Origin of the sequence: Desulfovibrio psychrotolerans (assembly GCF_013340305.1) — a bacterium.
GTDB lineage: Bacteria > Desulfobacterota > Desulfovibrionia > Desulfovibrionales > Desulfovibrionaceae > Halodesulfovibrio > Halodesulfovibrio psychrotolerans.
Window position 1 is genome coordinate 78,926 of sequence record NZ_BLVP01000035.1, and the last position, 13,746, is coordinate 92,671.

The following is a 13,746-nucleotide window of genomic DNA, read 5'->3' on the forward strand; positions in this document are numbered from 1 at the left end:
CCGCAACTAATGCGGCAGCCGGTGCTGCTGCGGGCCTGCTTATGGGCATAGTGCGCCAATTCCTCACGGGAAAAAACGCCGTCCTCTTTCTCGTTTTCGCACTCTGCCTCGGCGCCGCAGCCATTTTCGTCACCCCGCGCGAGGAAGAACCGCAGATCGTCGTCCCCATGGCAGACATCATGGTGCAGGTGCCCGGTGCTTCCGCCGAAGAAGTGGAAAAACTGGTCGCCACCCCGCTGGAACGGCTGCTCTGGCAGATAGATGGCGTGGAATATGTCTACTCCACCTCGCAGCGCGATGGCTGTCTTGCCACTGTGCGCTTCCACGTGGGCGAGGACCGGGAAAACTCGCTGGTCAAACTGCATAACACCATCGCCACGCACCCGGACCTTGTCCCCTCCGTGGTCAGCGGCTGGGTGGTCAAACCGGTAGAGATAGACGATGTGCCCATCGTCACCCTCACCCTGCACGCCGACCCGCAGACAGGGTACGGCCCCCACGAACTGCGCCGCATGGGCGAAGAAATGTTCCACCGGCTGGCGGAAACGGAAGATGTTTCCCGCTGCACCATCACCGGCGGGTTCCCGCGCGAGGTGCGTGTAGATCTCTCGCCCGAGGCACTCTCCGCCTTCCGCGTCTCCGCACTGGAAGTGCGCAACGCCCTTGCCGGTGCGGACGCATCGGTCACGGCAGGCTCGCTGGACACGCGGAACCGCACCCTCACGGTCACGGCAGATTCGTTCCTGAACACACTGGAAGAGGTGCGCTCGCTGGTGGTGGGCGTGGCTGAAGACCGCCCCGTGTACCTTGCGGACGTAGCCACTGTCACAGACACCCACGCGGAACCCGTAGCGTACTCCCGCATCGGCTTTTCCGATGCGTACGCCAGCAGCGCAGGCCTGCCGCAAGGTCAGTCCCTGTCCGCCGTCACGCTGGCAATCTCCAAGAAAAAGGGCACAAACGCCGTGGCCGTGGCCCGTAACGTCATCGCCACGGCAGAACACCTGCAACAGACCGTGCTGCCCCACGGGGTGCACGTGCGCGTCACGCGCGACTACGGTGCCACTGCCCAGTCCAAGGTAACGGACCTGCTCTCCTCCCTCGGGTTTGCCATCGCCACCGTGGTGGCGCTGCTGGCCTTCACACTGGGCAGGCGCGAGGCACTGGTGGTGGCGGTCGCCGTTCCGGTCAGCTTCGCGCTGGCACTCACCGTGAACTGGCTGTTCGGCTACACCATAAACCGCGTCACCCTGTTCGCCCTCATCCTTTCGCTGGGCCTTGTGGTAGATGACCCAATAACCAACGTAGACAACATCCAGCGCCACATACGGCAGGGCAAGCTCCCCCCCCTGCCCGCCACTCTGGCGGCGGTGCGCGAGGTACTCACCCCGGTTATCATGTCCACGCTGGCCATCATCGCCTGCTTCATGCCCATGTTCTTCATCACGGGCATGATGGGTCCGTACATGGCCCCCATGGCCGTTAACGTACCCCTCACCGTCATTTTTTCCACACTGTGCGCCCTCACCGTGGTGCCATGGCTCAGCCATCTGCTGCTCAGGCACCGCGCGGGCAGCGGCCAGATGCAGGAACTCACCCCCGCATGGATCGTGCGCAACTACAGACGCTGCGTGGAACCGTTTCTGGATTCCCGTAACGCGCGGCGCATCCTGCTGGGCGGCATCATGGCAGGCATGGTCTTCAGCATAGCGCTGGCAGGCTTCAGGCTGGTGCCGCTCAAAATGCTGCCCTTTGACAACAAGAACGAATTCCAGATCGTCCTCGACCTGCCGGAAGGCTCCAGCGTGGAAACCACCGACCGCGCCGTGCGCGACATGGAAGCCTTCCTGCGCACCATGCCGGAGGTGACGGATTTCGTTACCTACGCGGGCACCTCTTCGCCCATGGACTTCAACGGCATGGTCCGCCACTACTACCTGCGCGGCGAGCCGCATCAGGCAGATATCCGTGTGAACCTGCTGGATAAATCGCAGCGCTCAGCGCAGAGCCACGCCATTATCCTGCGCGTGCGCGATGCTTTGCAGGCTGTGGCAGACAGGCACGGCGCGCGCCTCAAAATCGTGGAAACCCCGCCCGGGCCTCCCGTGCTTTCCACCATCACGGCAGAAGTGTATGGCGAACCGGACCGCACCGTAGAGCAGCTTATCCGGGCGGCGTCCCACGTGCAGGACATCATGCGTCAGGAACCCGGCGTCACGGACATAGACGCCAGCTACGAATCCCCCCGGCAGCGTCTGGATTTTGCCATAGACAGAGAAAAAGCCGCCCTGCACGGCATAACCGCCCGCGCCATTACAGATACCCTGCGCCTTGCCGTGGGCGGCGGGCAGCCCGCCACCGTGCACCTGCCGGACGAGCGGCAGGCCTTGCCTATCCGCGTGACCCTGCCGCGCGACAAGCGCTCCTCCACCGCCTCGCTGGAAGAAATTCCGCTCAAATCCGCCGCCGGCCACATGGTGCCGCTGGGCGAGCTGGGCCGCTTCATTCTGCTGAAAGAAGACCAGCCCATCTACCACAAAAACCTCAGGCGTGTGGTCTACGTGTATGCAGAAATGGCCGGGCGGGCACCGGCGGAAGCCGTGCTGGACATGTCCTCGGCCCTGCGCGCCCACCCCATGCCCCCGCGCACCCACGTGGTCTGGACGGGCGAAGGGGAGTGGAAAATCACCGTGGATGTCTTCCGCGACCTCGGCATCGCCTTCGGAGCCGCCATGCTGGTCATCTACCTGCTGCTGGTCCTGCAAACCGATTCCTTCCGGCTGCCCCTGCTCATCATGACAGCCATCCCGCTCACCCTGCTGGGCATCATGCCGGGATTCTGGCTGCTGAACCTGCTCTTCGGCGATACGGTGGCGGGCTACCCGGACCCGGTCTTCTTCACCGCCACCAGCATGATCGGCATGATAGCCCTTGGCGGCATCGTCATCCGCAACTCGCTGGTGCTCATCGAATTCATTCAGGAGGCCGTGCGGCAGGGGCAAAGCCTGCGCGAGGCTGTGCTGCAAAGCGGTGCCACCCGGCTGCGGCCCATTGTGCTCACCGCCGCCACCACGGCTCTGGGCGCATGGCCCATAACGCTGGACCCCATCTTCTCCGGTCTGGCCTATGCGCTCATCTTCGGCCTTGTGGCCTCAACCCTGTTCACGCTTGTGGTCATTCCCGTGGCCTACCACCGGATGCAGGCCCGTTCTGCCTTGCCGACGGAGAACTGACACGGCAGAAAACAAACAGCAAAAGGCCTGCGGCATATTTTGCCGCAGGCCTTGCTGAAAAGGGATTTCCCGGCCCGTAAGCGCCAGCGTCAGGGCCGGAAAATCGTATGGGGAGGGGAGAACTCGTCTTCGTTATGACAGGAGGTGCGCGCTACGCGCCGCTCGCCTTGGCGTACAGCTGACGCGCGCCCTCGTTTGCCGGATCCTTCTCCAGCAGCATTTCCAGATGCTCCATGGCTTCCGCGTTCCTTCCCAGCCAGATAAGGCATCCGGCAAGGGAAAAGCGCACGGCATCCTTGCCGGGAGCATGGGCGAGGCTTGTTTCGAGCATGGGCACAACCTCAGCAACGCGGTCAAGGGCGTAGCTTTCCTGAATCATGCCGCTCATGGCGATCATGTTTTCCGGGTTGTTCTCCAGTGCACGCATAAAAAATTCCATTGCCTCAACGTGGTTGCCGCGATCCATGTGGATAAGACCCATACCCGCCAGCGTCTTGTCGCTGCTTTCAATGGTATCAGCCTTGCGGTACAGCAGAAGCGCCTCATCCAGCTTGCCGCGCTGCACGGCAATGGTTGCCAAACCCAGATACGGGTCGGGATGCACTCCGTTGGAAGTGGCGGCCTTCTTGTAGTACTCTTCCGCCTTGTCGAGCTCACCCATAAACAGGTAGCACTCGCCAAGTTCCTTGTTGATTTCGTAATCGAGATGGTTGCTCATGATCCCCTCCATGCAGGACAAAGTTTCCCCTCGCTAAGCAGTCAATCTGCTTTATGCAAGTTGCAGGCCAGCGCGGTGGATACAATTTTTTCCGCATCGTCCTGCCTGCCGGAAGCTATGCAACGTGTGTGCCAAAAAATCAGGCCCGTTCACCACAATCGCCACGACCGCAACGTTCTCCCGTCTTCCGGTGCTTCCTTCTTATGATGCACCCTTAACACGGCCCGTGCTTCGTTTCCGAAAGACAGCACCGCACCGTGCCTGCCCCCCCTGCCCGCGACCACTTCCTTCTGCTCCCCTTATTGCCCTCCCGCCACATTCTCCACGCGAACCCGCGCACCCGGCTGCGGAGGCGGTATTCCGGCTACCGCCCGTGCTTGCAGCACATAAAAATGGTTTTATACCAACAAGATATATCACATGGAACGCCTCTTGCTAATCCTCTTTCCAGTAAATCATGGCCCGGGCGCACAAAAAGAGTCCGAAAGAACATAACCTAGGAGGATCATTGCATGAAAAGCCTGTTCAGCGCACATATACGTGTCACCGAAAAGGTTCTGGACATGCAGCTTCAGCGTCAGAATGTTGTCATGAGCAACATGGCCAACCTGAAGACTCCCGGATACAGGGCCAGAAATCTTGAATTCGAAGAAGATCTGCAAAAGGCCCTGAATCTGGACAGCCGGGGCAAGATGACGCGCACCGCCTCATCGCACATGCCCGCCGTGTTCGATCCCGAAAAATTCGGCCCGGAATGGGAAAAGGTCTTCAAGCCGCGCGTGGTGCACGGCGAAGACCAGGTGGATCTGGACAAGGAAATGGCAAAGATGGCCAAGAACAACATGCAATACAACGCCCTTGCCACCGTCATGCGGGGCAACTTTGAAGGGCTTACCAAAATCATAACGGAAGGGCAGAAATAATGGACTTCATGACAGCTCTCGACATCGGCGCCTCCGCCCTCAGCGCGGAGCGTACCCACATGAACATCATTTCCATGAACCTTGCCAACGCCAAGACCACCCGCACGCCGGAAGGCGGACCCTACCGGCGCAAGACGGTGCTCATGGCGGCAACAGAAGTGGACCACCCCTTCAGCAAGCAGATGCAGTCCGCTCTGGACAGGGAACTGCGCGGCGTGCGCGTGCTGCACGTGGCGCAGGACAAGCGCCCCCTCAAGCAGGTGTACGAACCCGGACACCCCGACGCCAACGAAGACGGCTTCGTCTTCTACCCGGATATCAACGTGGTGGAGGAAATGGCCCACCTGATGACCGTACAGCGCGGGTACGAGGCCAACGTGGCCACTATGGAAGCCGTAAAGGGCATGTATAACAAGGCGCTTGAACTCGCCAAGTAATCCCGCCGCAGGCAGGAGGAAGCCATGAGCATACAGAACGTGGGCATGAAGGCATACGCCAATGCCATGCACAACTTCAGCAAGGCGCAAAAGGCCACAACGGGTGAATCCTTTGCCCTGCCAAGGCCCCCCAAAGAATCGCTCACCACCACCATCAAGGACTCCCTGCGCAAAACAAATGACATGGAAGCCGAAAAGTCCAAGCAGATTCAGTCCTTTGCCTCCGGCGAAACGCAGAACGTGCACGAGCTTATGATCACCCTGCAAAAGGCGGGGGTCGCCATGTCCATGACCAGCGCGGTTCGCAACAAGGTTATGGAAGCCTACAAGGAACTCAGCCGCGTCAGCTTCTAGCGGCGCGCATGGCAAAATTTTGGCCGCCGGAACGGCGGTTCGGGTTGGCAATTCACACCACACAGCACACGGAGTAGCCCATGTCTCCCCTTCTCAACGATGCCGTAGACAAGTCCAAAGCCTTCTGGAGCCAGATAAGCCTTTCCCAGCGCGTGTTCATAGGCGGGCTGGCCCTTGCGGTCATCGGTGTGTTCTTCGCCCTCATCCTGTGGATGAACCAGCCGGATTACAAAACCCTCTACACCAACCTGAGCCTCGAAGACGCCAACCGCGTGGTCAAGCTTCTGGATGCCGACAAGACCAAATACAAGCTTGCGAATGACGGCACCACCATTCTCGTTCCGGCCGACCGTGTATACGACCTGCGTATCCGCGTGGCGGGCGAAGGCAGCCTCGTGGGACAAGGCATCGGCTTCGAAATCTTCAACGAAGTGAAGGTGGGCCAGACCGAGTTCGTCCAGAAGATCAACTACCAGCGCGCCATGCAGGGCGAACTTTCGCGCACCATTTCCGAATTTCCTGCCATCAAAAGCGCGCGCGTGCACCTTGTGGTGCCCCACCGCAGCCTGTTCATTGAAGATGAACAAAAGCCTTCCGCCTCTGTGGTGCTCACCATGGTGGACGGCAAGAAGCTGGAACAGAAAGACGTCATGGCCATCGTCAACCTTGTGGTCATGGCCGTGGAAGGTATGGACAAGAGCCGTATCGCCGTGAACGACACCAAGGGCAACATCCTCTACTACCCCAGTGATGAGGAAACCCTGCATGGCATGACCACCACCCAGCTTGATAACAAGCTCACCCTGCAGCGCGACATGGAACGCCGCATTCAGGAAATGCTGTTCCCCATTATCGGGGCCGGGCGGGTCATTGCCAAGGTAAACGCCGATCTGGACTTCTCCCAGCGCACCATCCGCAAGGAACTTTTCGACCCGGAAAGCGCCGTGGTCCGCTCCGAACAGCGCAGCGAAGAAACCACCCGCGGCCAGTCCAACCTGGAAGCGGGCACCCCGGACCCCAACTTCCGGGGCGACGGCATAACCGGCGGCCTGAGCTCGCAGGAATCCGCCCGTGAAACACGCACCACCAACTTCGAAATCAACAAAGAAGAACAGAACATCGTTGCCCCCGTGGGCGAGGTAAGCCGCCTCTCCGTGGCGGTCATTCTGGACGGCACCTATGCCCGGAATGCGGACACAGGCGAATATGTATTCACCCCCCGCAGCGAGGAAGAAGTTGCCCGCATCCGCCAGCTTGTTGCCAGCGCGGTGGGCTACGACACGGCACGCGGCGACATCATAGAAGTCTCCAGCATCTCCTTCGGCGGCCCGGATATCCTGCCCGAACCCAGCCTCACCGAAGTGGTCATGGATTACGCCATGCGCCTCGGCAAGCCGCTGCTGAACGCCCTTCTGGTCTTCCTGTTCCTTATCATGATCGTGCGCCCCGTCATCCTTGCCATGATCCGTCCCAAAGTGCATTCTAGCGACGTGGTCGAAGGGCTGGAAGGCCTGCCCTCCGGCGAGGAACGTCTGGCACTCATAGAAGGCGGCGACGAGCTGGATGCCCTTGACGCCCTGAAGAAGATAGAAGACATCAAGGCACACGCAATGCAACTGGCGGAACAGAATATGGAACAGGCAGTCAGCATACTGAAGTCGTGGCTCAAGCAGCCTGAAGGAGCGAAAAGTGGCGGACAAGCTTAGCGGCGCGTCAAAGACAGCCATTCTTCTGCTGGCCATGGGCGACAAGTTCACGTCCGAAGCGTTCAAACGCATGGACCGGTCCGAAATCGCCATAATATCCAAGGCCATGGTGGAGCTGGAATCCATTCCCAAAGAAGTGGTGGAGGATGTTCTGCGCGAGTTCCATTTCGCCCTTGTCTCCGGGCAGGAAATGATCTCCGGCGGCGCAGACACCGTAAAGCGCCTGCTCATGAAGAATCTGGACAGCGAAACCGCCAAGTACATCATGGACTCCCTGAACCTGGATACCGGCCCCGCCCCCTTCCGGGAACTGGAAAACGTAAGCCCGCGCATTCTCGCCCAGATACTGCGCAACGAACACCCGCAAACGCTGGCGCTCATCCTCGGCCACCTGCAGTCGGAACAGGCGGCGGAACTGCTCACCAACCTGCCCGCAGGCGTGCGCCCGGAAATACTTATGCGCCTCGCCAAACTGGAAGCCGTGCCCGAAGACATGCTCATGGAAGTGGACAAGGTGCTCCAGAGCCAGCTCATCGCCATGGGCGGCAAGGAAGGCAAAAAGGTGGGCGGCGTCAGTGCTGTTGCAGAAATCCTCAACGCCGTGGACCGCGCCACCGAGGAAGAGGTTCTCTCCGAGATCGAGGAAGAATCCGCCCAGATGGCGGAAGATATCCGCAACCTCATGTTCGTGTTCGAGGACGTTTCCGGACTGGACGACCGCGCAGTGCGCGAACTGCTGAAGGAAATCTCCAACGAAGATATGACCATGGCCCTGCGCGGCGCATCGGACGACCTCAAGGAGCGTTTCTTCAAGAACATGTCCGAACGTGCAGCCACCATGATCCGGGAAGACTTGGAAATCATGGGCCCCACGCGCCTCTCGGACGTGGAAAACGCCCAGCAGAATATTGTCAAGGTTGTCCGCAGGCTGGAAGTGGAAGGACGTATCGCCATAGGACGCGGAGGTGGAGATGTCTTCGTCTGATTCTACCCAGACCTCCAAATGGGGCACCATCTTCATGGGCCCCGCCCGCACAGACGAACGCCAGATCCATCAGGTGGAAGGCTCGCGCTCCATGCAGTGGGATGCGGAGACAGAAGCCAATTACATGGAGCGGGTTCGCGCCCGCGCCGCCATGCGTGCCGCAGAAATGCTGGAACAGGCCCGCGTGGAGGCAGAGAACATCCGCCGCGAGGCCATGGAACAGGGCTACAACGATGGCCTTGGGCAGGCACAGCAGGAACTGGACGAATTCCGCCGGACCATGTCCGACTCCGTATCCGGTGTGCTTGGAGCTATACAGGGCCAATGTTCCGGCATCTTCTTCCGCTGGCGTCAGGATCTTGTCACCCTGCTGCGGGCGTCCGTGCGGCGCGCCGTGGAGCTGGAAATTGCCGAAGACCGCGCACGCATTCTGGAAGCAGTTCTCGCCAAGGCCGTGGAAACGCTGGACAGCCAGCGCAAGCTGGTCATCCGCGTCAATCCCGAAGACGAGCCCGCCGTGCGCGACATCTTGGAAACCTCGCGCAAGCACCACACCGGCCTGGAAGCGTGGAGCGTGCGGGCAGACGCAGAAATCGGCCCCGGCGGGCTGGTGGTGGAAAGCCGCGACGGCATGGTGGATAGCACGCTGGAAACGCGCTACGCGCTGGTAGACCAGATCCTCGAACAGCTTGTCATTCCCGGAGACGGTGTATGATAGACCCCCGTGGCGCGCTGGACATGCTGCAAAACCTGAACACGGCGCAGGCCTACGGCAAAGTGAACAAGGTGGTGGGGCTGGTGGCGGAAGGCTGCGGGATAAAGGCACCTCTGGGGTCCGTGTGCCAAATTCTTCCCGGCGGCGAGGCCGCTGCCGTACCGGCCGAAGTGGTAGGCTTTCGTGATGGCAACCTGCTGTTCATGCCATACGGCGACCTGCGCGGCATAAGCCCCGGCGCGCTCATCCGCAACTCCAGTCTGCCCCCGGTATTTCCCGTGGGTGACGACCTGCTCGGCAAGGCCTTCGATGCCTTCGGCGCAGAGATGAAGGCGGGAGAAAGCCACCCCCTGCTCACAGGCGGCTACAACCCTCTGTATGCCGAACCACCCAACCCCCTGCTCCGCCCCCGCATTGATGAACCGCTGGACGTGGGCATACGCTCCATAAACAGCCTGCTCACGCTGGGCAAAGGCCAGCGCGTGGGCATTATGGCAGGTTCGGGCGTGGGCAAGTCCACACTCATGGGCATGATGGCGCGCTACACCAAGGCAGATGTAAACGTCATCGCCCTTGTGGGTGAACGCGGGCGCGAGGTGGTGGAATTCATGGAAAAGGACCTTGGCCCGGAGGGTATGGCCCGTTCCGTGCTTGTCATCGCCACGTCCGACCAGTCGCCCCTTGTGCGCATGCGCGCCGCCTATGCCGCCACCGCCGTGGCGGAATTCTTCCGCGATCAGGGCAAAGACGTCCTGCTCATGATGGACTCCGTCACGCGCTTTGCCATGGCGGCCCGCGAAATAGGCCTTGCCGTGGGCGAACCACCCACCACAAAGGGCTACACGCCGTCTGTGTTTGCCCAACTGCCCAAACTGCTGGAACGCGCCGGACGCAACGAGCACGGCACCATCACCGGCATTTACACCGTGCTGGTAGACGGCGACGACTTCAACGAACCCATCGCCGACGCCGTGCGGTCCATTCTGGACGGCCACATCGTCCTCACCCGCGACCTTGCGGATCAGGGGCACTACCCGTCCATAGACGTGCTCAAGTCCGTCTCACGCCTGCGCGCAGACATCTGCCCGCAGGAGATCGTCACCGCCGGACGCGTGATTACCCGGCACCTTGCCACCTTCCAGCGCGTGGAAGACATGATCAATATCGGCGCCTACGCCCAAGGCTCCAACCCGGACATAGACCGCGCCATCACCATGGTCCCCCGCATCAACCACTTCCTGCAACAAAACGTCTCCGAACCCTGCCCCCTTGAGCAGAGCTTCGCGGAAATGCAGCAACTGACGGAAGCGTAGCCCCCCCAGTTCTTCCATCGCAGTCCCCGGCCCAAAAAAAAACGGACAGCCCCAAGGCCGTCCGTCGTTTTCTGTTGTCTTTGCTCCCCCCTACACCTTCCACCCCACGGGCATGACCAGCATGGGGTGATGGTCCGGGGGTAGGTCGAGCAGGTCTATAAGCTCCTCTTCGCGGAACCCGCCCACGCAGGTGGTGCCCAGCCCAAGCGATTCGGCCTGCAGGTAGCAGCTCTGCGACATGTGCCCCGCCTCAAAAAACGCATAGGCCACGCCGCGCTCCCCGAACTTCTGCTGAATGCGCTCAAACGACGCCGCAAGCACCAGTATCACGGGTGCGGCTTCCATCCAGTCCTGCTCAAGGCACACTTCCGCCACTTCGGCACGCAGGTCACCCTCCTGCACCTCTTCCAGCGAATGGCTGAGCGCGTCATACCGGTACACGCCCGGCTCCAGCCCTTCCACGCTGCCCGCCACCACATACACATCCATTGAATAAAGCGCGGCGTGCGAAGGCACGGTGCGGCGGTTCCACGGGCCTTCCTCGCTCACCCCGTACACGGCCCAGAGCAGTTGCCCCAGCGAATCCGGAGTCAGCGGTTCATCCGCGTATTCCCGCACGGAACGGCGGTTGGCAAGAGCTGTCTCCACAGAAAGCGGGCCTTCCATCATCGGTTCGGGAAATCGCATATGTTCCACCTTTGGCTCAAGTTCGGTTGTGCATACGTATGATCGCAAAGTCTTCCGGCAGCGGCGCGCTCCGCTATATACTGGCGGATACCGCCTGATACTGGCGGACACCTCGCCCGGCGTCATTAGCGCGACAGGAGCAACTGACACGACAGACACGGCAAGGTACGGCAAATTCGACAGGCGCGACAAATACCGCAGACGCGGTAATTAGGCAGGCGCTACGCGCCCTCGCCGGCTCCCAGCCCGCCCACCACGGAAGAGAGCAGCGCGCCGGAAATTTCCTTGGCACTGCGCAGAATAATCACTGTCCGCGTGGCATACACCGGCTCTATGTCGTTTATCTGCATGAGAATACGTTCCAGCGAATCCGTGTCGCTGCACCGGATGCGGGCCAGAAAGCATTCCTCTCCGGTCAGGTGGTAGGCCTCTTCCACCCCTTCTATCTCCGCTATGGCCCTGCCCACTTCCGGCGCAAGACGGTGCGGATTGATCTTCACGCTCACAAAGGCAGAAAGGGGCAGCCCCAATGCGGCGGGCTCCACCTGTACGGAATACCCGCGAATGATCCCGCGCTCTTCCATCTTGCGGATGCGCTCAAACACGGCAGAGGTGGTCATGCCCAGCTGCCGCGCAATCTCGGCGTTGGAAACACGGGCGTTCTCCTGAAGAATTGTCAGAATCCGCCTGTTTTTCTCGTCAATCTGAATTGCCTGCTTCATACTGCCGACTGATAGACACATGCGGCCCCACCGTCAAGCACGCCCTTTGCAGACCAGATGTACCGGCAGAACGGATACGCAGGGCAAACTGCCTGCCCCGCCCGGCACAATACACCTCCCGGCGCAGCGTTTGGGGTGCCCCGCACAAACACCGGGGCCGCGTTTTGCTTGCCCTGCCCCACCGTTCATGATAGCCGCAAGCATGTTTGACCTCGATATAGCACTCAGTATACGCAAAATTTCCATCGCCCTCATCCCCATGCTGGCAGGCATCGTGTTTCACGAGGCCGCTCATGGCTGGGTGGCCTACCGGCACGGCGATCCCACCGCCAAGCAGCTCGGCAGGCTTACGCTCAATCCCGTGCCGCACATAGACCCCATGGGCACAATGGTGTTCATCCTCACGGCCCTCACCAGCCCCTTCGTCATCGGCTGGGCCAAGCCCGTGCCTGTTAATCCGCGCTATTTCCGCAATCCCCGGCAGGGCATGATGTGGGTTTCCGCCGCAGGTCCGGCCACAAACTTCCTGCTCGCCATCGCCTTTGCCGTGGGCTACAAGCTCGCAGCAGGCAGTGCCGCCATTCCGGGCATGCCTGTCAGCGGCGTGCAGGAATTTCTTATTGCCATGTGCAGGGCAGGCGTCTGGATTAACCTCACCCTGTGCTGGTTCAACCTCATGCCCGTGCCCCCGCTGGACGGCAGCAAAATAGCCGCCGGGTTCATGCCTCCGCGCATGGTCTATTCCTATCTCAGCGTGGAACGCTACGGCCTGATCATTGTCATGATTCTTCTGGCGACGGGACTGCTGGGCAAGGTGGTCTGGCCCCTTGTAGACGGCTCCGTCGGCCTTATTTCCGTACTCATCGGCTTATAGCCGCGCCATTCCCATTCTTCCGGAGGACTCCCCGATGACCCGACAGCGCACTGTATCCGGCATGCGGCCCACCGGCCCGCTGCATCTTGGCCACTATTTCGGCGTAATAAGAAACTGGGTGGACATGCAGAAGGAGATGGACTGCTTCTTCTTCGTGGCAGACTGGCACGCCCTTACCAGCGACTTTGCAGACCCCGCCCGCATCAAGGAATTCGTCCCCGAACTGGTCAAAGACTGGGTGGCCTCCGGCCTGAATCCTGAAGAGTGCGTCATCTTCCAGCAGTCGCTGGTCAAGGAACACGCGGAACTGAACCTCCTGTTCGGCATGATCACCCCGCTGGGCTGGCTGGAACGCTGCCCCACCTACAAGGAACAGCGCGAGCAGATCACCAACAAGGATCTCGGCAACTACGGGTTCCTCGGCTACCCCGTGCTCATGGCCACAGACATTCTCATGTACCGCCCCCAGTGGGTTCCGGTGGGTCAGGACCAGCTGCCCCATGTTGAGATGACGCGCGAAATCGCCCGCCGCTTCAACTACCTGTACGGCACCGAATTCTTCCCCGAACCGCAGGCCCGCCTTACCCCGGAAGCCAAGCTCCCCGGTCTGGACGGCCGCAAGATGTCCAAGAGCTACAACAACTCCATCTACCTGCGCGAAACCATGGAGGAAATTACTCCCAAGGTCCGCGGCATGCTCACAGACCAGAACCGCCTGCGCAAGACCGACCCCGGCGACCCCAAGGTCTGCAACCTGTTCCCCTACCACGTGCTCATGACCGACGAAGCCACGCAGGCAGAAATCTGCAGCGGCTGCACCACCGCCACCCTCGGCTGCGTGGACTGTAAAAAAATCCTGCTTGCCTCGCTGGAACGTTTCCTCGCCCCCATTCAGGAGCGCCGCAGGGCGCTTGAAGAAAAGCCCCAGCTGGTGCGCGATATCATCATGCACGGCACAGACAGGGCACGGGCACAGGCACAGGAAACCATGGAAGGCGTGCGCAGGCACTTCCATTTCGACTTCTAACGGCCCGCGCTCCGGGCAGGTCCGCCCGCCCGGAGCGCGCAACCGTACGATG

General features: G+C 60.8%; 13 protein-coding genes. 10 read left to right on the plus strand and 3 right to left on the minus strand.

The features are described from left to right. Window positions 1-41 precede the first annotated feature (41 nt). The gene (locus HUV26_RS14050; protein WP_174410852.1) at window positions 42-3,233 is read left to right on the plus strand and encodes an efflux RND transporter permease subunit; all 3,192 of its coding nucleotides are present in this window, start codon (window positions 42-44) and stop codon (window positions 3,231-3,233) included. Window positions 3,234-3,384: 151 nt separating this feature from the next. On the opposite strand, the gene HUV26_RS14055 is transcribed toward HUV26_RS14050, so the two are convergent. Continuing rightward, window positions 3,385-3,951 carry a tetratricopeptide repeat protein gene (locus HUV26_RS14055; protein WP_174410766.1) on the minus strand — a complete coding sequence of 189 codons (567 nt, stop codon included), beginning with the start codon at window positions 3,949-3,951 and terminating at the stop codon, window positions 3,385-3,387. Window positions 3,952-4,463: 512 nt separating this feature from the next. Between HUV26_RS14055 and flgB the strand changes: the two genes are divergently transcribed. The 7 genes from flgB (at window position 4,464) to HUV26_RS14090 (ending at window position 10,384) form a co-directional block, all read left to right on the plus strand. Continuing rightward, the gene (gene flgB / locus HUV26_RS14060; RefSeq protein WP_174410767.1) at window positions 4,464-4,874 is read left to right on the plus strand and encodes a flagellar basal body rod protein FlgB; all 411 of its coding nucleotides are present in this window, start codon (window positions 4,464-4,466) and stop codon (window positions 4,872-4,874) included. After that, window positions 4,874-5,311 carry a flagellar basal body rod protein FlgC gene (gene flgC / locus HUV26_RS14065; RefSeq protein WP_174410768.1) on the plus strand — a complete coding sequence of 146 codons (438 nt, stop codon included), beginning with the start codon at window positions 4,874-4,876 and terminating at the stop codon, window positions 5,309-5,311. Before flgB ends, flgC begins: the two co-directional genes overlap by 1 nt. 24 nt (window positions 5,312-5,335) lie before the next feature. Next, the gene (fliE, locus tag HUV26_RS14070) at window positions 5,336-5,665 is read left to right on the plus strand and encodes a flagellar hook-basal body complex protein FliE (RefSeq protein ID WP_174410769.1); all 330 of its coding nucleotides are present in this window, start codon (window positions 5,336-5,338) and stop codon (window positions 5,663-5,665) included. 80 nt (window positions 5,666-5,745) lie between these two features. Next, complete coding sequence (gene fliF, locus HUV26_RS14075; protein ID WP_174410770.1) at window positions 5,746-7,371, plus strand: flagellar basal-body MS-ring/collar protein FliF; 1,626 nt, start codon at window positions 5,746-5,748, stop codon at window positions 7,369-7,371. Window positions 7,372-7,405: 34 nt separating this feature from the next. After that, window positions 7,406-8,356 (plus strand): flagellar motor switch protein FliG, encoded by a 951-nt coding sequence (fliG, locus tag HUV26_RS14080; RefSeq protein WP_243451406.1) that lies wholly within the window; start codon window positions 7,406-7,408, stop codon window positions 8,354-8,356. Then, the gene (locus HUV26_RS14085; protein ID WP_174410772.1) at window positions 8,343-9,071 is read left to right on the plus strand and encodes a FliH/SctL family protein; all 729 of its coding nucleotides are present in this window, start codon (window positions 8,343-8,345) and stop codon (window positions 9,069-9,071) included. The genes fliG and HUV26_RS14085 overlap by 14 nt, the downstream gene beginning before the upstream one ends. Continuing rightward, window positions 9,068-10,384: a FliI/YscN family ATPase gene (locus HUV26_RS14090; RefSeq protein WP_174410773.1), complete on the plus strand. Its 1,317-nt coding sequence runs from the start codon at window positions 9,068-9,070 to the stop codon at window positions 10,382-10,384. Before HUV26_RS14085 ends, HUV26_RS14090 begins: the two co-directional genes overlap by 4 nt. 90 nt (window positions 10,385-10,474) lie before the next feature. Here HUV26_RS14090 and HUV26_RS14095 read toward each other — a convergent pair whose 3' ends face one another. Then, window positions 10,475-11,071 carry a SagB/ThcOx family dehydrogenase gene (locus HUV26_RS14095; RefSeq protein ID WP_174410774.1) on the minus strand — a complete coding sequence of 199 codons (597 nt, stop codon included), beginning with the start codon at window positions 11,069-11,071 and terminating at the stop codon, window positions 10,475-10,477. A gap of 221 nt (window positions 11,072-11,292) precedes the next feature. Next, window positions 11,293-11,793, minus strand: coding sequence for an Lrp/AsnC family transcriptional regulator (locus HUV26_RS14100; protein ID WP_174410775.1), 501 nt, complete (start codon window positions 11,791-11,793; stop codon window positions 11,293-11,295). Between the two features lie 202 nt (window positions 11,794-11,995). On the opposite strand from HUV26_RS14100, the gene HUV26_RS14105 reads away from it, so the two are divergent. Then, window positions 11,996-12,667 carry a site-2 protease family protein gene (locus tag HUV26_RS14105; protein ID WP_174410776.1) on the plus strand — a complete coding sequence of 224 codons (672 nt, stop codon included), beginning with the start codon at window positions 11,996-11,998 and terminating at the stop codon, window positions 12,665-12,667. A 34-nt stretch (window positions 12,668-12,701) separates the two neighbouring features. Further along, window positions 12,702-13,694 carry a tryptophan--tRNA ligase gene (gene trpS, locus HUV26_RS14110; RefSeq protein WP_174410777.1) on the plus strand — a complete coding sequence of 331 codons (993 nt, stop codon included), beginning with the start codon at window positions 12,702-12,704 and terminating at the stop codon, window positions 13,692-13,694. Window positions 13,695-13,746 lie beyond the last annotated feature (52 nt).

What these genes read in the sequence shown, in the direction of transcription:
- HUV26_RS14095 (WP_174410774.1), bottom strand. Translation starts at nt 11,071, where the DNA reads ATGCGATTTCCCGAACCGATGATGGAAGGCCCGCTTTCTGTGGAGACA.
- HUV26_RS14105 (WP_174410776.1), top strand. Translation starts at nt 11,996, where the DNA reads ATGTTTGACCTCGATATAGCACTCAGTATACGCAAAATTTCCATCGCC.
- flgC (WP_174410768.1), top strand. Translation starts at nt 4,874, where the DNA reads ATGGACTTCATGACAGCTCTCGACATCGGCGCCTCCGCCCTCAGCGCG.
- trpS (WP_174410777.1), top strand. Translation starts at nt 12,702, where the DNA reads ATGACCCGACAGCGCACTGTATCCGGCATGCGGCCCACCGGCCCGCTG.
- fliF (WP_174410770.1), top strand. Translation starts at nt 5,746, where the DNA reads ATGTCTCCCCTTCTCAACGATGCCGTAGACAAGTCCAAAGCCTTCTGG.
- HUV26_RS14055 (WP_174410766.1), bottom strand. Translation starts at nt 3,951, where the DNA reads ATGAGCAACCATCTCGATTACGAAATCAACAAGGAACTTGGCGAGTGC.
- HUV26_RS14085 (WP_174410772.1), top strand. Translation starts at nt 8,343, where the DNA reads ATGTCTTCGTCTGATTCTACCCAGACCTCCAAATGGGGCACCATCTTC.
- HUV26_RS14100 (WP_174410775.1), bottom strand. Translation starts at nt 11,793, where the DNA reads ATGAAGCAGGCAATTCAGATTGACGAGAAAAACAGGCGGATTCTGACA.
- fliG (WP_243451406.1), top strand. Translation starts at nt 7,406, where the DNA reads ATGGGCGACAAGTTCACGTCCGAAGCGTTCAAACGCATGGACCGGTCC.
- flgB (WP_174410767.1), top strand. Translation starts at nt 4,464, where the DNA reads ATGAAAAGCCTGTTCAGCGCACATATACGTGTCACCGAAAAGGTTCTG.
- fliE (WP_174410769.1), top strand. Translation starts at nt 5,336, where the DNA reads ATGAGCATACAGAACGTGGGCATGAAGGCATACGCCAATGCCATGCAC.
- HUV26_RS14050 (WP_174410852.1), top strand. Translation starts at nt 42, where the DNA reads ATGGGCATAGTGCGCCAATTCCTCACGGGAAAAAACGCCGTCCTCTTT.
- HUV26_RS14090 (WP_174410773.1), top strand. Translation starts at nt 9,068, where the DNA reads ATGATAGACCCCCGTGGCGCGCTGGACATGCTGCAAAACCTGAACACG.